Genomic DNA, 20,370 nt, shown 5'->3' with positions numbered 1-20,370 from the left:
CTGTGCGGTGCTGCGGCTCCGCCCCGCGTCGGACCGCCGGTGATGCGGCTACCGACGACACGGAATCCTGCTCCGGCGATCAATTCGGTGAAAAGCAGCGGAACTCCGCTGCCGGTGCCGGCTGGCCAGGAGGACTCCCCCGGCCCAGTAGAAGGGCACGGCACCGAACGGCGACTCCAGCACGACGCCCAGCATCGCGATCACAAGCAAGGACAGCGCCATGAGCACACACGTCGCGGTGAGTTCGTCGGGGTGATGTCGCTCCGTGAGGACCCGGTGGGCGGCAGCCACGATCGAGACCAGCAGCCCGACGATCATGGCCAGTCCCAGGAGGCCAAGCCGCGCGAATGCGGTCACAAGATAGTTGTGCGGGGAACGCACTCCCTTGTACGTCTGCGATCCCAGGGCCTCGTCGGCGGCGGCGTCCTTCAGGAAGTCGGGGCCGAAGCCGACACCGACCAGCAGCCGCGCGGGGTCGTCGAGGGTGAACGCGATGACCCGTGACCACGCCACCTTCCTGGCGTTCGAGGTCCCCGCCGCGCCGGCAGCGACCTCCCGGGAGACTCCCGCCTGGTCGACGCTTGCCATGAGGCGCTGAGCGGCGGGGCTGCTCGGGAGCAGCACGATCAGCAGGACAACCGCGGAGACGGCGAGAACCAACGTGCGAGCCGAGGCCCGCGGGCTCCTGCCCGCACCACCGACCAGACCCACCACGACGCAGACGCAGCACGCCAGCAGGCCCGCCCTGGAATGCATGGTGAGAGCCAGAGCCAGCGAGACTCCCGCCACAAGCGCATTCAGCCACGTCCCCTCGTCGCGGCGGAAGCGAAGAATCGACGCTCCCGCCAGGACGCCCAGCAGAGCGGTGTCGAGATCCGGTCTCACCTGAGGGACGGGACCGCTCCACAACTGACTGAGTGTGACCGAGAAGCCGGGCATGAGGACCACGAAGGCCACCCAGCACAGGTGGACGACGAGGGCCCCGTGGAGCAACCGGGCCGTTCGCTGCCTGCCGGGCTCGTCGGCCAGGAGATACCCCCGGGCCGCGAGGTAAGCGGCGGCAACGTAGACGAACGGCGCCGCATCGCGGGCGATCAGCAGCGCGTCCCCCTCGGATGCGGTGACGCGCACCAGCGTGGCCAGTACCACCAGCACCACCAGCACCACCAGGGAACCGGGTCCCCGAGTGGGGCCCGCACGGTGTCCGGTCAACAGGCGGCACACCGCCATGTGCAGGACGGCGGCAGCCAGCAGCACGTCGGTGACGTAGACGGGCCCGACCGCGATGTGGGAGGCCCAGCGTCCCCCGGCGACGAGGAGAACGACGGCTGCAGTGCCTGCGATCGCCTGGGGTGTGCGCTTGGAGGCCGACGGGACGGGTCGGCTCGCCGGAACGGCGTGAGCTGCTGAGGCACCCGCTTCCGCGGTGCCGGCAAGGGCCGTCCTGGCAGTCACGCTCGTTCTCCACCGGGCGCTGTCGAGCCACGCCCATCTGGACACAGTGCGTTCACCGGCTGCCCGCTGAGCCGACGGGCACGGCATCAAGCACGCTCCGCACCGTGCCCAGCGCCGCCGTCCTTTCGGCCAGGGCCGGTGCCGCCAGCAGGACACAGCCGCGCCGGGCGCCGGTTTCCTCGCGCGACGGGCAGTTGGGCCAGAAGATTGCGTAGTCCCGGACCGCATCGCCCAGGTATGCGATCGACAGCTCTGTCCCCGCGTAGGTGTCGAACCCGTAACCGGGGTCGTCGGGAACCTTGAAGTCGTCGATCAGGATAAGCGAGTCCGTCCACCCACCGGTGACGATGGCCACCTCTTCACGGAGCGGCAGGTCCTGCTCCCAGTGGGCGTCGAGATAGAAGAAGACGCGGGACTTCGGGAAGGAGGAGGTCGTACGAAGCCGCTGGAGGGCCTTCCTCGAGTCCGACCTGATCACACTGACGTCTGGCACGTCCCGGAACCGCCGAGCCGCCAGACGGGCGAAGGCGGGGTCCTTCTCCGCGGTGTACACGGGGCTTCCGGACACATGCCACAGGAACTGGGTGGTGGCGCCGCGGTACGTACCGGATTCGAAGACGGCGTCCGGCTGGAGCTCCTGAAGCAGGGAGCGGCACATGGTCTGGCGGAACCGCTGTCCGTTCAGGGCCGGCCTCGACGGGTAGAGCCACGGGTGAGACCTGCGGATGTGCCCGATCGGCTTGCGGACGAGTCCCCGAAGGGAGTCGGTGGCCGATCGGGCGGTCTGCTCGCTCCGGTTGCTTACCATGGGGATGGCTACTCTCTCGCTCGTTCTGCGTCATGGGCTGCGGACACCGGTCGGCGCCGCGGGGTGCGAAGGGAGCCCACCCGTTCGGTCGTACCGATGGCGAGCAGTTCCTCCGTGCCGATCGATCGGGGGTGACATCCCCCGGGCGGACGACGACCGGCGCCGTCACTTCCTCGCGACCAGCGACTTGGGAAGCCCTGCGAAGCGTTCGACCCAGATCCGGGAGGCAGGGAAGTAGGACCGCATCTCGGTCAGCGACAGCAGCTCGACTTCCTGGACGTGACGGGTCGCCTGCGCCCGTCCCGCGCGCGGCACGTGTCCGAAGGGCCAGTGCCGGGAGACGGCGATGCGTGCCGTGATGGGGAGCCACTGGAGTCCGGGGAACAGCCAGTGCGGTTCGACGGGGAAGTACCGGTAGGGCGTCTGCACCCAGTGGTGGGTCCCGTGACGGTGCACGGTGTCGGCGAACTGCCGGCGTCGGTAGTGGCCACCGACGTGCTCGAGAACGGAGTTCGAGTAGACGAGATCGAATCGCTCGGACGCCATGTGATCGGGCAGGGACAGCGTGCACGCGTCCGCCACGATCGGCGTGATACCGGGTTCTGTCTGCAGGGCGGTATGGCGGTCGGGGTTGACGGTCACGACCTGAGCCGGCCGGACGGGTGCGCAGCGCCACGACGCCGGGGTCCCGCCGAGATCCAGGACCCGCATGTCGGCCAGGTCGGGGAACCAGCGCAGCAGTTCCTGCCAGCGCCTGGAGCGAGCCGAGTGGGCGAGGGATCCGGGCCTCGACGGGTCTGCGATCTTTTCCTTGAGCATGCTGTTCCTCGCTGGCCGCACGTCGATGAGGCGCGCCGTCGGTCTTCGCAGGGGAGGGTGTCCGTCCGCGCCGTGTTTCCGGGAAGACGGCGCGGGGTGTCAGGGCCTCGCCATCTCCATCGCCGAGGCGAGCGCGGGCGGGCCGTTCAGAACGACCGGCGCAGGAGGGTGCGCAGCGAGCTCGGCGTCGACCATGAGGCGGGCCAGTTCGGGCGCGCGTACCGTGGCACGCCAGCCCAGGACCCGCTCGGCCTTCGTGGCGTCGCCGACCAGGTCGTCGACCTCGGTGGGCCGCAGGTATCGCTCGTCGAACCGGACGTGGTCCCGCCAGTCGAGGCCGACGTGGGCGAAGCAGTGCTCCACGAAGTCGCGCACGCTGTGGCTGGCACCGGTGGCGACCACATAGTCGTCCGGCTCGTCCTGTTGCAGCATCAGCCACATCGCCTCGACGTACTCGGCCGCGTACCCCCAGTCCCGCCGCGCGTCGAGATTGCCCAGGTAGACGACGTCCTGCAGGCCCGCCTTGATCCGCGCTGCGGCCATGGCCACCTTGCGGGTGACGAAGGTCGGTCCCCGCCTCGGGGACTCGTGGTTGAACAGGATGCCGTTGACCGCGTACATCCCATACGCCTCACGGTAGTTACGGGTCGCCCAGTAGGCGTACACCTTGGCGACACCATAGGGGGAGCGTGGGTGAAAGGACGTGCCCTCGTGCTGGGGCGGCGGGGAGGCGCCGAACATCTCCGAACTGGACGCCTGGTAGAAGCGGCACGGAAGGCCCGTCGCCCTGATGGCCTCCAGAAGCCGCGTCGTTCCCAGCGCGGTGCAGTCACCCGTGAACTCCGGTTCGTCGAAGGACACCCGTACGTGCGACTGGGCGGCCAGGTGGTAGACCTCATCGGGCTGCAGTCGTTCCAGCAGGCCCGCGATCCTCGTTCCGTCCGTCAGATCGCCGTAGTGCAGGAAGAGGCGGGCCTCGGGGTCGTGCGGGTCCCGGTAGAGGTGGTCGATGCGCTGCGTGTTGAAGGTCGAGGCGCGGCGGACGATTCCGTGGACGACGTAGTCCTTCTGCAGCAGCAACTCCGCGAGGTAGGAACCGTCCTGGCCGGTGATGCCGGTGATCAGCGCTGTCTTGACAGTCACACGCACTCCTTGCCGCGGGGTCTGGGGCCGAGCATCGACGCCTCGCAGGGCAGAACCCCGCCATGGCTCTCCACCCTATGACCCTTTGCAACACATGAAAGGGATTGTCCGCTTGTGTCGCTTTTCTCCCTGTATGCCCTAGGGTGAAGGGCGCACTCACCGGATCCGATCGGGGACGGACACCTACCTTGGACCTGCGCGACTACCTACGAGTCCTGTCCCGCCGCTGGCGGGCCGTCATCGTGCTGGCGCTCCTGGGCACAGCGGCCGGTGCGCTCACCGCCCATACCGCGACCCCCCGGTACCGGGCCGACACGGAACTCTTCGTCTCCGTGCGGGAAGGGACCGACACGCTCCAGCTCGCCCAGGGGAACGCCTTCACCCAGGCTCGAGTCCAGTCCTACGCGGAGGTGGCCTCCAGCCCTCTGGTGACCCGGCACGTCGTGAAGACACTGCGGCTGGGGATGACACCGTCTCAGCTGAGCCGGCGGATCAGCGCGACCACGCAGCCCGACACGGTGCTGATCCGGCTCACGGTCACCGACACCCGGCCGAAGCGCGCCGCACTGATCAGCAATGCCGTGGCCGAACGCTTCGCCGAAGTGGTCCGCGACCTGGAACGTCCGGCCGACGGCAGGTCGTCCCCCGTGCGCCTGAGCGTCACGCAGCCGGCGTCCGCGCCCACCCATCCCTTCTCCCCACGCCCCGTCGTGAACGTCGCGATCGGGTTGCTGGCCGGTCTGCTCCTCGGGGCCGCTCTCGCGGTGGCGAGGGAGTCGATGGACCGCTCGGTGCGCAGCCTCCAGGCACTGACGGACCTCGTGGCAGGCTTCGACGGACCACCGGTGCTCGGGAGCATCACGCAGGACCCCCGCGCCGCCCGCCATCCCGTGGCCGTGCGTGACGACAGGCACGGCCTGCGCGCGGAGGGTTTCCGGCGCCTGCGCACCAGTCTGCGCTTCGTGGACGTGGACCGGCCGCCGAAGGTGATCGCCGTGACCAGCCCGCTGCCCCGCGAGGGAAAGACGTGCGTGGCGGTCAACCTGGCCGCGGCGCTGGCCGAGACCGGTGCCTCGGTGTGCCTCGTCGACACCGACCTGCGCCGCCCCTCCACCGCGTCCGTCCTGGGCCTGGTCCGGGACGCCGGGCTCACCACCGTGCTGATCGGTCAGGCCGAGGTGCAGCAGGTGCTGCAATCCGCGGGTTCCTTCTCGGTGCTGACCAGTGGCGCGGTGCCGCCCAATCCCACCGAGCTGCTGGGCAGCGCTCACCTGAGGGCCGTACTGGCGTCGCTGGCCGAGAAGTTCGACCATGTCGTGGTGGACACCGCCCCGGTGCTGCCGGTGGCGGACGCATCGGTGATCGCCGATGCCGTGGACGGCTACCTGCTGGTGGTACGGGCCTCACGCACCAGCCGCGACCAGATCGACGCGGCGCTGCGCACCCTGCAGCACGTCGACGCGTCCGTGCTCGGAACGCTGCTCAACATGACGTCGTCCAAGGAGGACGGCGGCACGTACGGCTACGCGTACGAGTACCGGCCCCAGCGACCGATGACGAGCCGCTTTCCCCGGCTTCGCGGCGGCCGGCGGGCACCGTCCGCCGTCGGTTCCGGGGCGCTGCCCACTCCCGTCGGCGCACCCGACGGTCCTTCGGCGAACGCGCTGCAGGGATGCGACGGCGAACGCCGTTCCACGACGGTGGACATGAGGGTGGAGAGGAGCTCCCAGCGATGAGCGCCATGGCAGAAGCGGTCTACGGGGCGGTTCACCGCCCCCTCGACCGCTCCGCGCGGGTCCACGTGGCCGGAGGCCGCGGACTCGTGGGATCGGCGGTGCGGCGGCACCTCGTGCACGAGGGCTTCACCGACGTGCTGGGCCCCGGCTCGGACGAGCTGGATCTGCGGGACCGCTCGGCCGTCTCCCGCTGGTTCGCCTCCAACCGGCCGGACGTGGTGGTACTGGCCGCGGCCCGGGTGGGCGGCATCCGGGCCAACGCGACCCTCCCCACGGAGTTCCTCTCGGACAACCTGCGCATTCAGGTCAACGTGCTGGACGCGGCACGCGAACAGTCGGTGCAGCGCCTGCTGTTCCTGGGGTCCAGCTGCATCTACCCCAAGTACGCGGACCAACCCGTGCGCGAGGAAGCACTGCTGACGGGTCCGCTGGAGCCGACCAACGACGCCTACGCCATCGCCAAGATCGCCGGGATCACGCAGGTGCGGGCCGTACGCAGGCAGTACGGCCTGCCCTGGATCTGCGCCATGCCGACGAACCTGTACGGCCCCGGCGACAACTTCCATCCCGAGCACTCCCACGTCCTGCCGTCCCTGATCCGGCGCTTCCACGAGGCACGGATGTCAGGAGCCCGGCGCGTGGTGAACTGGGGGACGGGAACGCCCCGCCGGGAGTTCCTGCACGTGGACGATCTGGCCCGGGCGTGTCTGCACCTGCTGGAGCACTACGACGCGGACGGGCCGGTGAACGTCGGCACCGGTTCGGACCTCACCATCCGGGAGACCGCGGAGCTGGTGGCCGAGGTCGTTGGTTACCAGGGTGACGTCGAGTGGGACGCGGACCAACCGGACGGAACCCCGCGCAAGATGCTCGACGTCTCGCGGCTCACGGCTCTGGGCTGGGCCCCGCGCATCGGGCTGCGGGAGGGCCTCGCCCAGACGTACGCCTGGTACGTGGAGCACCTCGGTTCCCGCGCTCTGCGGCACTGACGCGGCTGCCGGGGCCCCCTCGGCAGAGGCCCCGGCAGCCGCGGGCGCGTGGCGCGACGGTCGCGCGCGAAGGGGCCCGTGGTCCCATGGCGCTCCCATGCCTGAGGGGCGGCCCTCTCCCCCGTCGGGTGGCCGACCGGCCACCCGACGGGGGACACGCGCATCACAGGCGCGCGTGAGCGCGGGTGGTCATCCGGAGAACAGGAGCTCCGCCCAGTCCCGGGCCACCCGCTCCAGCGAGAAGGACTCGTGCACCTGAGCACGGGCCGCCTCCCCGGCCGTGCGCCATTGCTCCGGCCCCAGCGCGGCGATGGCGTCCGCGATCGCCTCAGGGCTCTCGTGGATCCACCGCCGGTCGTAGATCTCGTCCGCACCCGCCCAGGGCAGCAGGGCCGGTACGGCACGGGAGGCCATGCCTTCCGCGGTGGCGAGGTGGAAGCTCTCGAGGTCGCTGGTGGACAGGACATGTCCGATGCGTCGCAGCCAGCTCGCCACGTCGGGCCCGAAGGGGTCGAAGACGACGGCTCCCTCGAGCAGCGGCGCGGTCTGCATGCGGCGCAGCACGGCGTCGTAGTGCGCACGTTCCTCCGGCTTGTTCCAGATCCACCAGTACTCCCACGGTGGCTTGGACTTGACCGAAAGGTGCCAGCGCCGGTCCTCGGCACGCAGCTTCTCCAGGACGTCGAGCCCGAGGTCGAGGCGTTTGAGGCTGGGAACGATGCCGATCATGCCCAGACGGAACCGCGCGCCCGGCGCCTTGGGGCGGTCCAGCTGGGCGGTGTCGACCCAGTTCGGGATGACCGTGATGTTGGACTCCGGCCAGCCGGTGTGCTCCCGGGTGCGACGTGCGTAGCACGGACTGACGCACACCACCCGGTCGACCGCACCGATGTCGACCTGGCGGGGCCACGGACCCGTCAGCTCGAAGCGGTGCAGACGTACGACGAGACGACTGCCGCGCCGTTTGTGACGGCTGTACCAGACGGCGGCCGGACCGCACCACTCGACGAAGACCACGTCGGCCCAGTCGGCGAGTTCCCGGCTCGCTGCCGGGTCGTGACTGGCGAGCGCGGGCCAGGCGTCGACGCGTACCTCGAGTCCGGGCAGTGCGCGCAGGTGGTCGAGCAACCGGGTGAGGAACTTCAGGTCATGGCCGGCGACGCCGAGCCGCAGAGGCCGCCGCTCCTGGGGGCGTCCGGCGGTGGAAACACGTGTCTCCCGGTCGTGGCGGTCGTCTCCGCCGGGCGGAGCAGACTGGGATGGCGGCGCCAGGAGAGGCGAGGTGGGGAAGGCGCGGTCGAGATGGGCACGCCACCGGTCGGCCGCGGCCTGCAGGGTGTACCGCCCGGCGGCCGCCACTGAGCGTTCGGCCGCCAGTTGCCGGGCTCGGGGCTCCCGCACGGCGAGCGCGACGGCGCCCGCGGCGTCGTGGAGCGTGGCGTCCCCGGGTACGAACAGCGGGTAGTCGCTGCCGAGCAGCGCCTCGTGCGCGGGCGTGCGGTTGAGCACGACGGGCAGTCCAAGTACACCGAACTCCAGCAATTTCGTGGAGAGTTCGAGGCTGGCGTCGAGCAAGGGGTCTCGCCAGCCGAGGCCGAGATCGCAGTCGGCGGCGATCCGCATCGCCTCCTCCCGCGGCTTGCCGCCGTGATGGTGGACGCCGGGTGCGGTGCGCAGGGCCTGGGCCATCTCGGTCCGGAACTCCGGGTGACCGCGATCGTCGTGGATCTTGTCGCCCACCGTGTGCAGTTCGGCACGGACGCCCCGCTCGCCGAGCACGGACGGCAGGCGGGTCATGGGCAGGGTGTTCCAACGGGGCGCGAACTTGCCGGTGTAGACCAACCTCAGCGGATCGTGCGGTCTGTCGCGCTGGGGCAGGGGGAATGCGGGCACGGGCACCGCGGGCGGGCAGAGCAGGCTCTTGCCGCAGACCTCCGGCAGCCATGCCTCCAGGAAGCAGCGCAGTTCCTCCGTCTGGCAGAGGATGCGATGGCAGCCGTCGGCGAGGCGGGAGAGTTCCGCGCGGGCGGCCTCCGTCATCTCGCCCGCGGATTGCGGGACATCGGTCAGATAGGCCCAGATCCGCCCGTCGAAGGCACGGTCGCCGACCAGTCGGGTGACCACCCTCCGGCCGCGCAGGACCAGCAGGTCGCTGGGCTCCTCACGGTCCAGCCGGGTGAGCAGTTGCGAGGCCTGCACGGGCGAGACGGAGGGCCGGGGTCCCTGTCGGGGCAGCAGCCGCTCCTCGTAGGGGCGCACCACGGTGACGCCGGGCAGCCCGGTCAGCGGTTCGATCAGTCGCTCGGTCCCGACGGGCGACTTGAGCAGGAGCCGGGTGCGGCAGCCCGCCAGCGACAGTGCCTGCACTGTCGACTGGACCCACACGGCGGAGCCGTCGATGATGTTGAGGTCGACGTCGCCGTAGACGAGCGCCGAGAGCGTGCGGGTCATGTGTTCTCCTTCCCGCGTACGGCGAACAGCCGGTACCCCTGGTGCGACCAGGTGTCCGCAGGGGTGCCTGCCAGGAACAGCGAACGGCGGACGAGTGCCGGTCGCAGTCTCGGCACGTAGGTGTAGTCGTCGTCGGTGGGTGTGTGACCCACCGCGTCCGCTCCGGAGTACTCCTGGGCACACATCAGGTCGAGCAGGAGGGTGTCCGGACGGTCCTCGGACAGGTCGGTCCAGTCGGCGACCCACGGGGCGGTGGGCCCGCCGGCGTGGACGGCGACGCCCGCCGCGGTGAGTTCTTCGAGCGCGGCCACCGCTTCGTCGGGCACGACCACCTCGGCCGGCCGGTGCACCTGGCCGAGCACCTGGTCGGTGAGGCGGGCGACGTCCGAGTCGTCCCGGGGGGCGGCCCGGACGGTGACGCGCCGCGCCGTCAGAGGATCGGGGCCCCCGGTCAGCCGGGCGAGCCGCGCCAGCCGTACCCGGGTGCTGTCCTGCCGGAACACCTCCCACAACCGTGTTCTGCCCTCGGCGACGGGGTCCAGCCGGGACAGCCGTACGCCGGTGTCGCCGTCGAGGACGGCGTCCCAGGCGAGGCGGGCCAGCCCCGGCGCGCCGGTGGTCGCCGTGTCCCGCCACAGCACCGCCTTACGGCCCGCCGCCTTCGTCCGGTCGATGAGTTCGGCCAGGCAGCGGTCGAGGTCGGGGGCCAGCCCGGTGCCCGCGAGCGACCACGGGCCGGCCGCGTCGCAGCACGCGCTGAGTTGCACGACCAGTGCGTCCGGGTCGGTGCGCTCCAGCAGCAGTCGCCCGTCGTGCGGCAACAGGCGGTTGACCACGGCCTCCGCCGCGAAGTCCTCGGCGGTACCGTCACGGAGCACACCCGCGACGACCAGTCGGTCGCGGGGTGACGAGGAGAACGCTCGATGGGCGAGGTGGAGCCGGCCGTCGGACACTACGGCGTCGGATGTCCTGGCCGGTGGCACGGCACGGCCCGGCGTCCCGCGTCCGCGGCCACGCCACAGCCCGTACAGCTCCCCCGGCAGTCGCACCACGCCGCGCCTGGGTGACCGGGCCGCCGCGACCAGCGCCCGCCCGACCCTGAGTGAGGTCGAACCCTCCAGCATGGCCACCCGCGCCTCCAGCAGCGAGACCCGGTCCCGGGCTCTGCGCAGGTCGGAATCCAGTTGCGCCTTCTCCCGCGTGACGCCGGCCAGACGCTGGGCCGTACCGTCGTCACGGGCGGCGTCCAGGGCATGGGTGGTTTCCTCGACGGTGCGCTCCAGGTCGAGGTTCCGGGCCCGCAGGGAACGGGAGACGAGGTCGGCCAGTACGTACTCGTCGGCCATCCGCAGCGCCGTGGCGAAGCCGTCCGACGGCACGGGACGTCCGAACCAGTCCGCGAGTGGCAGAAGCTCCTCGGTGGAGGCGAACACCGCCCCCGCGTGCAGGTGTGTGTAACCGAGCGCGCAGGCACGCAGCACCTGGCAGCGATGGGTGACCAGGTGGTCGAGCAGCCGGTGGTAGGGCAGTTCGGGGCCGGGATGGCCGAAGAGCACCAGGCCCTTGCCGCCGGGGCGCATACGTTCCAGCACGGACAGGCAGGCGGCCTCGTCACCGTGCAGCCGCTGGTCCGGACCGTAGGAGAGCAGCACCAACTGGCCGTGGCCGATGGGTTCCTGGTGGTCGCTCAGCTCGACGCCCGGTGGCAGATGGAGATAGCGGTCCAGGCGCAGGCCGCGGCCCGCCGTGGCGTCCACGACCGTGGTGACGCCCTCCAGATGGGGGTGGAGCAGTTCGGTGAGGCGCATCAGCGGATCCTCGTGAAGACGTGGAAGCCCACGGGGTTCTCGCGGAACCCGTAGGGCTTGAACAAGGTGTGGTGGAGGCCGAGGGGTTCGAGTTCCCGCCGGTAGGCGGCCGTCGGCCGGTGCACGATGTAGTCGCCGAGCGGGGTGCGCTCGGGTCCGTCCTCGTCGGCGACGATCAGCCGGCCGGTCGCCCGCACGAGGGAGGCCAGGTTGCGCAGGCCGGCCGACCACTGTGCGTCGTCCATGACGTGGAAGAGGACGTCCACGCAGAGCACGACGTCGTAGAGCCAGGGATTGCGCCAGTCGGCGAGTGAGGCTTCCGCGTAACGCGGACCTCCGCCCTCGGCGCGGGCGTGCGCGATGGCCTCCGGACTGGCGTCGAAGGCGTCGACACGGTGGCCGCAGCGTGCGAGCGCCCGGGCGAAGTGTCCCTTGCCGCAGCCCGCGTCGAGTACGAACAACGGGGCCGACGGATTCGACAGGTCGCCGATCAGGGTGAGCAGGGAGCCTAGCCGCAGTGCGTAGAAGATCTCGTTGCCGGGGCGGTCGAGGCCGATGTCCCCGCCGGAGGCGAGCTCGTCGCGTTCCCGGTGGCGTGTGTTCCAGTAGGTGAAGGTGCGGTCGTCGGCCGTGGTGGGTGCGCCGGTGGTGGGATCAGCCATGGCACTCCAGCCAGCGGGTGATCACCCCGGCGATCCGGGCGCCGGATCTTCCGTCCCACAGCGGGGGGCCCTCGACGGGTGGTGTCACCTCGCCGACCAGCACCTTGTGCAGCGTGGGGGCCAACTCGTCGTGCCGCACGAGCCGGTTGGTGCCATGGGTGACGGTGACCGGGCGCTCGGTGGTGCTGCGCAGGGTGAGGCAGGGGACGCCGAGCACGGTGGTCTCCTCCTGGACTCCGCCCGAGTCGGTGATCACGACGGCGGCTCCGCGGACCAGGCCCATGAACTCGACGTAGCCGAGCGGTTCGAGGAGGTGGATTCCCGGGGTGTCCTCGAGGCCCGCCGCGCGCAGCGCCGACGCGCTGCGCGGATGCAGCGGCACGGCGAGGTCGATCTGGGCGGCGGCCTGTCTCAGGGCGCGGACGGCGGTTCCGGCTGCCTGGGGATCGTCGACGTTGGCGGGTCGGTGCAGCGTGGCCACACCGTAGCGGCCGGGCAGTCCGTGCGCGGTGCGCGCGGCAGCCGGGTCGAAGCGATCGAGGTGGCCGAGCAGGGTGTCGATCATCGGGTTGCCCACGAAGTGGACGCGGGCGGGGTCGACGCCCTCCCGGGAGAGGTGTCCCACGGCTTCCGGGCTGGTCGCGAAGTGGATCTCGGCCACTTGGTCGACCAGACGCCGGTTGACCTCTTCCGGCATCGTCATGTCGAAGCTGCGCAGCCCCGCTTCGACGTGGGCGACCGGGATGGACAGCTTGGCGGCGACGAGTGCGGCGGCCAGCGTGCTGTTGACGTCTCCGTACACCACGACGACGGCCGGTGCCCGGGCGGTCAGCTCGGGTTCCAGCGCCACCACGAGGTCGGCCGTCTGCCGGGCGTGGCTGCCGGAGCCGACGCCGAGGTCCACGTCGGGTTCCGGGAGGCCGAGCTCGCGGAAGAAGACGGCCGACATGCGTTCGTCGTAGTGCTGCCCCGTGTGCACCAGAACCTGCTCGCAGCCGGACGTGCGCAGGGCGGCGACGACGGGTGCGGCCTTGACGAAGTTCGGCCGGGTACCGACGACATGCAGTACAGGGCCGTTCATTTCCGCTGGCCTCCGCTCGGCCGACCTACGGTTGCGATATGTCCCGTCGTATTCCACATGCGCTCATCCTGGCGGTATCGGTTGCTTTGACCGAGGTGCGCCACGACCCCATTCGAGCGATCCTGCTCGGCGCGAGGCTGTTGCCGACCCCTGCGCGGCACCGGTTGAGGCGGCTCGAGGGGCGGCTCGCGCCCCACGCCCGCACGGCCGGGCCGACCGCGACGCCGTCCGCGGCACGGCTGCCCGCGCCCTCCGGGCGAACCGTCCGGCCCGTGCCGGGCCGGGTGCTTCATCTCGTCACCAACGGGCTTCCGTTCCAGCACGCCGGCTACACGGTGCGCACACAGGCACTGACCCGGGCCCAACGCGCGGCCGGACTGGATCCGCACGTCGTGACGCGCGTCGGCTTCCCGGTGACGCAGGGGGTGCTGGACGCCCGTCCCCTGCAGATCGTCGGGGGCGTGCCGCAGCACCGGCTGCTGCCACTGCGGCTGCCGTACGGGCAGGGCGCGCTGCTGGCCCGCAACGCCGAGTTGGCCGGCCGCCTGGTGGAGCGGCTGCAGCCCAGCGTCCTGCACGCGGCGACCGACCACGGCAACGGGCGGGTCGCACTGGCCCTTCGTGAGGCCTATGGGCTGCCCGTGGTCTACGAGGTTCGGGGCTTCCTGGAGGAGACGTGGCTGACCCAGGCCCCGGGACGGTCACGGACCGACGAGACCTACCGCGCGCGGCGGGCACTGGAGACGCACTGCATGCGCGAGGCCGATCTGGTGATGACGCTGGGCGCGGCCATGAAGGCCGAGATCGTGGCGCGCGGGGTGCCCGAGGAGCGGGTCCTGATCTCACCCAACGCGGTGGACGAGGCGTTCCTGGCTCCGCTGCCGGACGGAGGGCCACTGCGCGCCCGGCTCGGCATCGCCCCGCACGAGCTGGTCGTCGGGACCGTCAGCAGCCTCACGCCGCACGAGGGCATCGGCACCCTGCTCCACGCGGGTGCCGAACTGCGGCGCCGGGGAGTCCCCGTGCGGCTGCTCGTCGTGGGCGACGGCCCGGAGCGCCAGGCCCTGCAGCGACTGGCCGCGCGGCTCGGTCTCGACGAGGGCGCCGCTCTGTTCATCGGCCGGGTCCCGCACGCACAAGTGCGCCACTACCACGCCGTGCTGGACGTGTTCGCAGTGCCGCGCACCGACGAACGGGTCTGCCACATGGTGACCCCGCTCAAGCCGGTCGAGGCGATGGCGAGCGGCCTTCCCGTGGTCAGCAGCGATCTCACCGCCATGCGGGAACTGATCGAGCCAGGGGTGAGCGGTCAACTGATTCACTCCGCATCACCGCGTGTCTGGGCAGATTGTCTAGAAAGTCTTTATTACTGTCAAAAGCGACGAAACGAATGGGGGGCTGTCGCCCGCGAACTGGTCGCGCGCGAACGCACCTGGGAACGGGTCGCCGCCATGACACGTGAGGCGTATCGCCGTCTCGGGTGCGTCTGACACCCACCTCGGAGCCGCACCAGCCGGCACCGTCCTGCGCCTTCGACCCGCCAGTCCTGCCGTACGGCAGGGCGTGCCTTGAGACGGAGTGATACGCCCATGCAGCTCTCACCGGCCGAACCGCGATGGGGCCCGAGCGCACCGCCGGCGGGGGAAGCGCCGCCCGACGGCGCCGAACTGGCGGTGGTCGGGCTCGGTTACGTCGGTCTGCCGCTCGCCAGGGAGGCGGCCTCCGTCGGCCTGAGGGTCGTCGGCCTCGACCGTGACCCGCAGGTCGTCGCCGCACTCAACGCCGGCCGATCCCACGTCGACGACGTGTCGGACGACGACGTCCGCCGGATGCGGGACGCCGGATTCACGGCGTACACGGACGACGGCTGTCTCGCCCGGGCGGAGACGGTGGTGATCTGCGTGCCGACTCCGCTCAGTGCGGACGGCGGCCCCGACCTGGGGTCGGTCACCGCGGCCGTCCGCGCCGTCACGACGAGGCTGCGGCCCGGGCAGCTCGTCGTCCTGGAGTCGACCACCTACCCGGGCACCACCGAGGAGGTCGTGCGACCGCTGCTGGAGGAATCCGGGCTGCGGGCGGGCGAGGACTTCGCCCTGGCCTTCTCACCGGAGCGGATCGACCCCGGCAACACCACGCACGGCCTGCGCGAGACGCCGAAGGTGGTCGGGGGATGCACCCCGTCCTGCGCCGCCCGCGCGGTCTCCTTCTACGGGAAGCTCGTCGACACGGTCGTCCAGGCTAAGGGCACCCGTGAGGCGGAGATGGCCAAACTGCTGGAGAACACCTACCGGCACGTGAACATCGCCCTCATCAACGAGCTGGCCATCATCAGCCGCGAGTTGCAGGTCGACGTGTGGGACGCCATCCGCTGCGCGGACACCAAGCCGTTCGGTTTCCAGGCGTTCCGGCCGAGTGCCGGTGTGGGTGGGCACTGCATTCCCATCGACCCGAACTACCTTTCCTACAAGGTGCGTTCCTCGCTCGGTTACGACTTCCGGTTCGTCGGGCTCGCCCAGGACATCAACCGGCGGATGCCCGAGTACGTCGTACGCCGTGCCCAGGACCTCCTCAACACCGTCGGCCGGCCGCTGCAGGGCTCCCGGGTCCTCCTGCTCGGCGTCACCTACAAGCCGGACGTCGCGGACCAGCGGGAGACCCCGGCGCTGCCGGTGGCACGGCTCTTGCGGGGGCGGCGGGCCGAGGTCTCGTTCCACGACCCGCACGTGACGCAGTGGACCGTCGACGGGGTGACCGTCCCCCGCGTCGCCGACCTCCTGACGGCCGTCCGCGAACACGACCTGACGATCCTGCTCCAGGACCACTCGGCCTACGACCTGCCCGTGATCGCCGACGAGGCCCGTCTGCTGTTCGACACCCGGGGGCGGATCTTCCAGCCGGGAGTCGAGGTTCTGTAGGCGCCCGCGACGTCCGAAGCCCCTGAGTCGTCAGGGAGTTATGAGGTTCTTCGATGCGTGTACTCGTCGCCACCGTCGTGCATCACCCCGAGGATGCCCGGATCCTGCACCGGCAGATCACCGCCCTTGTGGAGCGCGGCCACCAGATCGTGTACGCCGCGCCGTTCGCGGCGCGCGGAGTGACACCGCGGCGGGGCGTGGAGGGTGTCGAGCTGCCCCGGGCCGCCGGGCGCGACCGTCGCGCCGCGCTGCGGGCGGCCGGCAGGCTGCTGGCCGAGGCCGGGCCGAACGTGGACGTGGTGCTGCTGCACGACCCCGAACTGCTGCTGACCCTGCCCGGCGTGACGCGTCGATGGCGGCGTGCCGGGCGAGCCCCGGTGACCGTGTGGGACGTCCACGAGGACACGGCGGCGGCGCTCGTCATGAAGCGCTGGGTGCCGGGAGGGCTGCGACCGCCGCTGCGGCTGGGCCTGCGTGCCGCGGAACGGCTGGCGGAACGACATGTGCGGCTGCTGCTGGCCGAGGACGAGTACCAGGCCCGGTTCCGCCGCGTTCACCCCGTCGTACCCAACTTCGCGACCGTGCCGCCCGGTCCGCCCGAGCCCCCCGGCGACGACCGCGTCGTCTATCTGGGTCACCTGTCGCGGGAGCGCGGTGTACTGGACGTCGTCGAGATGGCGCGTCTCCTGGGCCCCGCCGTACGCGTCGAGGTGATCGGCGAGGCGAACGCGGACGTACGGGGCGCACTCGCGCAGGCTCATCAGGAAGGGGTGCTGCGCTGGTACGGCTTTCTGCCCAACGATCTCGCGCTCGCCCGGCTCTCGGGTGCCCTGGCCGGTCTCTCCCTCCTCCACGACCAGCCCAACTACCGGCACTCACGCCCGACCAAGGTCGTCGAGTACATGGCCCACGGCGTGCCGGTCGTCACCACGCCCACTCCGCTCGCGTCGGAGCTGGTCGAACGGCACGGCTGCGGACTGGTCGTCCCGTACGGGGACCCGGCGGCCGCGGCGCAGGCCGTACGCCGTCTGCAAGCCGACCCGGGCCTGCGGGAGCGCGCGGCCGGGCGCGGCCGCGAGGCCGCCCTGTCCGGTATGAACTGGCGGGTCAGGGCCGCCGAGTTCGTGGCGCTGCTGGAGGGGTGGGTGAAGGAGGCGGACGCCGGCGGCCAGGCTCCGGCCGACTCCGCGCCCGTGACCGGTCCGGTACTGGCCGGCTGACCCGGCCGTCCTCGGCCCGGTCCGTGGGCATCCCGGGCCCTGCCTGCCGGACCCCGGCGTACCCGGTCGCCGTCCGCCCGCCCGGCCCGGTAGGGCCGATGGGCCCCGGCGACCTGGGCCCTTCGGCTCCAGACCGCCGACTCGGTCAGCGGGACGATGCAGGTGAGGCATGGAGCCGCCGGACGCCTTCCGGGCATCCGGGTGCAAGCCCGAAGCAGGTGAGCGACGATGATGTTCTGGTACGACCACGACGTCAGCGGCTGGGGCTGGTTCGCGATGTCCGCCGGCATGATCCTCTTCTGGGCGCTGATCATCACCTTTGCCGTGCTGCTCTTCCGGGCCCTCAGCCGGCCCGGCGAGCCCCCGCACACCCCTGTCACCCCCTCGGCCGAGGACATTCTCCGGGAGCGGCTGGCCCGCGGTGACATCGACGAGGACGACTACCGGCGCCGTCTGAACGTCCTGCGTGCCGGACCCCTCACCAAACCCTGAACGTCACCGGTCGCTCCCGGTCGGGCCCCGGTCCTCCGACAAAGGAGGCCCGGGGCTCCGGCGTCCCGGCCGTGTCGGCTGGGAAGGCGTGCGGCGCCCACGCCAGGCGTCCTGGCGTCCTGGCGTCCTGGCGGAACACCACCGTGCACGCGTTCCGTGGTCAGAGCCGCGTGTTCCGGGCTGACACAGCCGATGGCGGGTACAGGGGACGCCGTAACAGCGTCTTACGTGAGGAGCCGAGGATGACCGATGACGCCTACCTCGTCCTGCTGACCGGTCCGCACGCAGCGCTCGGTGTGCCCGCCGCCGCGGTCGGGGAACTTGCCTGCATGGAGACTCCCGCGGTACGGGCGTGGCTCGACGCGCAGGAAGTCACCGCGACGTCGCCCGACCTCCGCCTGCTGCCACCGGAGGAGACGGGAGCCATTCCCGAGGACGCCGAGCGCTTGCCCGTCCCCCTCGGCGAGGAGGAGCTCGACCGCCTGCGCCGGCAGCTCGCCTCGGAGAGCGTCGCGCGGCTGGAGGAGGACCTGCTGGCCTACCGTTCCTGCGCGGACGGTCGCGAGGCACTGCTCGCCCGGGCGCTGGCAGCGGGCGTACCGGCGCACCGTGTCGCGGAACTGACCGGTGTGGATCTCACCGCCGTGAAGGCGGTCGCCCACTGAGGGAGGCGCACGAAGCGCTCATCGCCACCGCCCCCGAGCACATCCCTCGTGACGCGGTCGGCGGCCTCCGGGGCCGGCCACCGCGTCACCGCTGCGGCGTCAGCCCTTCGCGTCGATGCCCGTGACCGCTGCCGGACCCAGGGGGGCGCTGCCGTCGTCCAGCCCGACGCCGTGCAGGGCGGACCGGGCGAGCCGATGCGCTTCACGCTCGGCCTCCGGCCGGCTGCCGGCATCGATCGTCAGGCGGACGGTGAACGTCCCGTCGTCGTTGACGGTGAGGACGTCGAGATCCTCCTCGTTGCCCATGCGGGTGCGGTGCGGATCCGCCGGGCGCAGCGCCCGCACGAGCTCGGCCCGTGTCTCCTGACCGGCTCCGCGGGTGAACGTTCCCGGCACGGAGATGACGTACCTGGTCATTGATACCTCCCTCGGTTCCTCTCCGGTTACCCCTGGCTGCGGGAGGATCACGGCCCCTCTCCGTACGGTCCGGTCGCCGATGCCCCGGGAAGCACCGGGGTCCGGTGCACGCGCGTCGCCGGGACGGGGGCATTCGTCGCCCGCACGGGGGCAGACGGCACGTACGGCGACTCGCCGCAACGGGAACAGGGATGAGGGTGACGAGGTGTCCTTCTCACAGCAGCCCCCGACGGGCAACGACTCCACCCGGACCTACGCGGAGCCGGGTGCGAGGCGGGGCAACGGACTGGCGGTCGCCGCGCTGGTTCTCGGAATCCTGGCGGTCCTTCTCTTCTGGACCGTCGTCGGCGGCCTCGTGCTCGGACTCCTGGCGCTGGTCTTCGGCATCGTCGGCGCCCGCAGGGCACGGGGCGGCCGGGCCCCGCACGGCACGATGGCCGTCGTCGGCGCGGTGCTCGGCGCGCTCGGACTGATCGTGTCCGCCGTGATCGTCGCGATCGGCGCGTCGGTCCTCGACTCCGACGAGTTCAAGGACTTCGACGACTGTGTCCGGCACGCCGACACGCAGAGTGAACGGGACGCGTGCGCCGAGGACTTCAACCGGGACATCAACAACTGACCGCGGATCGCGGCGGTCGCTCGTGCGCGGGGGTGTCCACACGCGCCGCGTCAGGTGTCGGCGCGCCGATGGTCACCCGGAGTGACCGCCTCACCACCGGCTCGTCGGGCAGCTGTGCCCCGTCACAGGTCCGTCGTGCGGTCGGGGACGTAGTTCTGCAGGTCGCGGGGCGTGCGCTCGTAGCCGGTCGACTCGGGGCGCTCCGGCAGCTCCAGGACAGGGGGCAGCACATCGCGGTAGGGCACGGACTCCAGCAGGTGGGAGATCATGTTGAGCCGGGCACGCCGCTTGTCGTCGCTCTCGACGACGAACCAGGGGGCCTCCGGGGTGTCGGTGTGCACCATCATGTCGTCCTTGGCCCGCGAGTACGCCTCCCATCGGGTGATCGACTCCAGGTCCATCGGTGAGAGCTTCCAGCGCCGCAGCGGGTCCTCCAGGCGACGCCGGAAGCGTTCCTGCTGCTCGGTGTCGCTGACCGAGAACCAGTACTTGCGCAGCAGGATGCCGTCCTCGAGCAGCATCCGCTCGAAGATCGGGCACTGGCGCAGGAAGAGCTGGTGCTCCTCCTTGGTGCAGAAGCCCATCACGTGCTCGACGCCGGCCCTGTTGTACCAGGACCGGTCGAACAGCACGATCTCCCCGGCGGCGGGCAGCTGCGTCACGTACCGCTGGAAATACCACTGGGTTCGCTCGCGTTCGGTCGGCTTGGGCAGCGCCGCGATGCGGGCGACCCGCGGGTTCAGGTGCTCGGTGACCCGCTTGATCGTGCCGCCCTTGCCGGCCGCGTCGCGGCCCTCGAAGATCACGACCATGCGGGCGCCCTCCACGCGCACCCACTCCTGGAGCTTCGCCAGCTCCGTCTGCAGGCGCAGCAGCTCACGCTCGTACTCCTTGCGCGGCAGCGACGCCGCCTGCTTGCCGGACATGCCGCCTCCTGCTCGCACTGCCGTACGCCGATGATCAGTCACGCACCGAAGCCGCGGTCCGTGATCGGCTTCGTTCGAATTCTGTCAGGTCGAGTGGATTCGATCGAGCGCTTCGCCCGCAACGGCGGAGGCGTCGTACAAGCGAGCGGCTCCGGTGCGGCGGG

At 71.2% G+C, this 20,370-nt stretch carries 18 protein-coding genes; 8 read left to right on the top strand and 10 right to left on the bottom strand.

Features of this window, described 5'->3' with window-relative positions:
* Window positions 1-48: 48 nt before the first annotated feature.
* The 4 genes from ACFYOV_RS17215 to gmd form a co-directional block, all read right to left on the bottom strand.
* Window positions 49-1,455, bottom strand: coding sequence for an O-antigen ligase family protein (locus tag ACFYOV_RS17215; protein WP_389088439.1), 1,407 nt, complete (start codon window positions 1,453-1,455; stop codon window positions 49-51).
* A 52-nt stretch (window positions 1,456-1,507) separates the two neighbouring features.
* Window positions 1,508-2,263: a hypothetical protein gene (locus ACFYOV_RS17210; protein ID WP_389088437.1), complete on the bottom strand. Its 756-nt coding sequence runs from the start codon at window positions 2,261-2,263 to the stop codon at window positions 1,508-1,510.
* Window positions 2,264-2,428: 165 nt separating this feature from the next.
* On the bottom strand, window positions 2,429-3,082 hold the full coding sequence (locus ACFYOV_RS17205; protein WP_389088434.1) for a class I SAM-dependent methyltransferase: 654 nt from the start codon (window positions 3,080-3,082) through the stop codon (window positions 2,429-2,431).
* Window positions 3,083-3,181: 99 nt separating this feature from the next.
* On the bottom strand, window positions 3,182-4,225 hold the full coding sequence (gmd, locus tag ACFYOV_RS17200) for a GDP-mannose 4,6-dehydratase (RefSeq protein ID WP_389088432.1): 1,044 nt from the start codon (window positions 4,223-4,225) through the stop codon (window positions 3,182-3,184).
* Between the two features lie 188 nt (window positions 4,226-4,413).
* Here gmd and ACFYOV_RS17195 point away from each other — a divergent pair, with 188 nt between their 5' ends.
* Window positions 4,414-5,961, top strand: a complete 1,548-nt coding sequence (locus ACFYOV_RS17195) for a polysaccharide biosynthesis tyrosine autokinase (protein WP_389088429.1) — start codon at window positions 4,414-4,416, stop codon at window positions 5,959-5,961.
* Entirely contained in the window at window positions 5,958-6,950 is a 993-nt protein-coding gene (locus tag ACFYOV_RS17190; RefSeq protein ID WP_389088426.1) for a GDP-L-fucose synthase family protein, read from the top strand. The genes ACFYOV_RS17195 and ACFYOV_RS17190 overlap by 4 nt, the downstream gene beginning before the upstream one ends.
* Before the next feature lie 189 nt (window positions 6,951-7,139).
* On the opposite strand, the gene ACFYOV_RS17185 is transcribed toward ACFYOV_RS17190, so the two are convergent.
* From ACFYOV_RS17185 to wecB, 4 genes are read right to left on the bottom strand one after another with little or no spacing between them, the layout of a single operon-like run.
* Window positions 7,140-9,401, bottom strand: coding sequence for a glycosyltransferase (locus ACFYOV_RS17185; RefSeq protein ID WP_389088424.1), 2,262 nt, complete (start codon window positions 9,399-9,401; stop codon window positions 7,140-7,142).
* The gene (locus tag ACFYOV_RS17180) at window positions 9,398-11,209 is read right to left on the bottom strand and encodes a hypothetical protein (protein WP_389088421.1); all 1,812 of its coding nucleotides are present in this window, start codon (window positions 11,207-11,209) and stop codon (window positions 9,398-9,400) included. The genes ACFYOV_RS17185 and ACFYOV_RS17180 overlap by 4 nt, the downstream gene beginning before the upstream one ends.
* Window positions 11,209-11,871 carry a class I SAM-dependent methyltransferase gene (locus ACFYOV_RS17175; protein ID WP_389088419.1) on the bottom strand — a complete coding sequence of 221 codons (663 nt, stop codon included), beginning with the start codon at window positions 11,869-11,871 and terminating at the stop codon, window positions 11,209-11,211. The genes ACFYOV_RS17180 and ACFYOV_RS17175 overlap by 1 nt, the downstream gene beginning before the upstream one ends.
* Window positions 11,864-12,952, bottom strand: coding sequence for a non-hydrolyzing UDP-N-acetylglucosamine 2-epimerase (wecB, locus tag ACFYOV_RS17170; protein ID WP_389088416.1), 1,089 nt, complete (start codon window positions 12,950-12,952; stop codon window positions 11,864-11,866). Before wecB ends, ACFYOV_RS17175 begins: the two co-directional genes overlap by 8 nt.
* 38 nt (window positions 12,953-12,990) lie before the next feature.
* Here wecB and ACFYOV_RS17165 point away from each other — a divergent pair, with 38 nt between their 5' ends.
* The 5 genes from ACFYOV_RS17165 (at window position 12,991) to ACFYOV_RS17145 (ending at window position 18,244) form a co-directional block, all read left to right on the top strand.
* Entirely contained in the window at window positions 12,991-14,442 is a 1,452-nt protein-coding gene (locus ACFYOV_RS17165; protein ID WP_389088414.1) for a glycosyltransferase, read from the top strand.
* A 99-nt stretch (window positions 14,443-14,541) separates the two neighbouring features.
* The gene (locus tag ACFYOV_RS17160; RefSeq protein ID WP_389088411.1) at window positions 14,542-15,867 is read left to right on the top strand and encodes a nucleotide sugar dehydrogenase; all 1,326 of its coding nucleotides are present in this window, start codon (window positions 14,542-14,544) and stop codon (window positions 15,865-15,867) included.
* Between the two features lie 53 nt (window positions 15,868-15,920).
* Window positions 15,921-17,087, top strand: a complete 1,167-nt coding sequence (locus ACFYOV_RS17155; protein ID WP_389088409.1) for a glycosyltransferase — start codon at window positions 15,921-15,923, stop codon at window positions 17,085-17,087.
* Window positions 17,088-17,315: 228 nt separating this feature from the next.
* Entirely contained in the window at window positions 17,316-17,579 is a 264-nt protein-coding gene (locus ACFYOV_RS17150; RefSeq protein WP_389088406.1) for an SHOCT domain-containing protein, read from the top strand.
* Window positions 17,580-17,821: 242 nt separating this feature from the next.
* A complete protein-coding gene (locus tag ACFYOV_RS17145; protein ID WP_389088404.1) occupies window positions 17,822-18,244 on the top strand; it encodes a DUF6003 family protein in 423 nt (140 codons plus the stop codon).
* Window positions 18,245-18,343: 99 nt separating this feature from the next.
* On the opposite strand, the gene ACFYOV_RS17140 is transcribed toward ACFYOV_RS17145, so the two are convergent.
* Window positions 18,344-18,661: a hypothetical protein gene (locus ACFYOV_RS17140; RefSeq protein WP_389088401.1), complete on the bottom strand. Its 318-nt coding sequence runs from the start codon at window positions 18,659-18,661 to the stop codon at window positions 18,344-18,346.
* 205 nt (window positions 18,662-18,866) lie between these two features.
* Here ACFYOV_RS17140 and ACFYOV_RS17135 point away from each other — a divergent pair, with 205 nt between their 5' ends.
* Window positions 18,867-19,280 (top strand): DUF4190 domain-containing protein, encoded by a 414-nt coding sequence (locus tag ACFYOV_RS17135; protein WP_389088399.1) that lies wholly within the window; start codon window positions 18,867-18,869, stop codon window positions 19,278-19,280.
* 122 nt (window positions 19,281-19,402) lie between these two features.
* On the opposite strand, the gene ppk2 is transcribed toward ACFYOV_RS17135, so the two are convergent.
* The gene (ppk2, locus tag ACFYOV_RS17130; RefSeq protein ID WP_389088396.1) at window positions 19,403-20,206 is read right to left on the bottom strand and encodes a polyphosphate kinase 2; all 804 of its coding nucleotides are present in this window, start codon (window positions 20,204-20,206) and stop codon (window positions 19,403-19,405) included.
* Window positions 20,207-20,370 lie beyond the last annotated feature (164 nt).

Source organism: Streptomyces sp. NPDC005931 (genome assembly GCF_042871235.1).
GTDB lineage: Bacteria > Actinomycetota > Actinomycetes > Streptomycetales > Streptomycetaceae > Streptomyces.
Note: the sequence above shows the minus strand (reverse complement) of the source record. Positions and strands in the feature narration are given on the sequence as shown.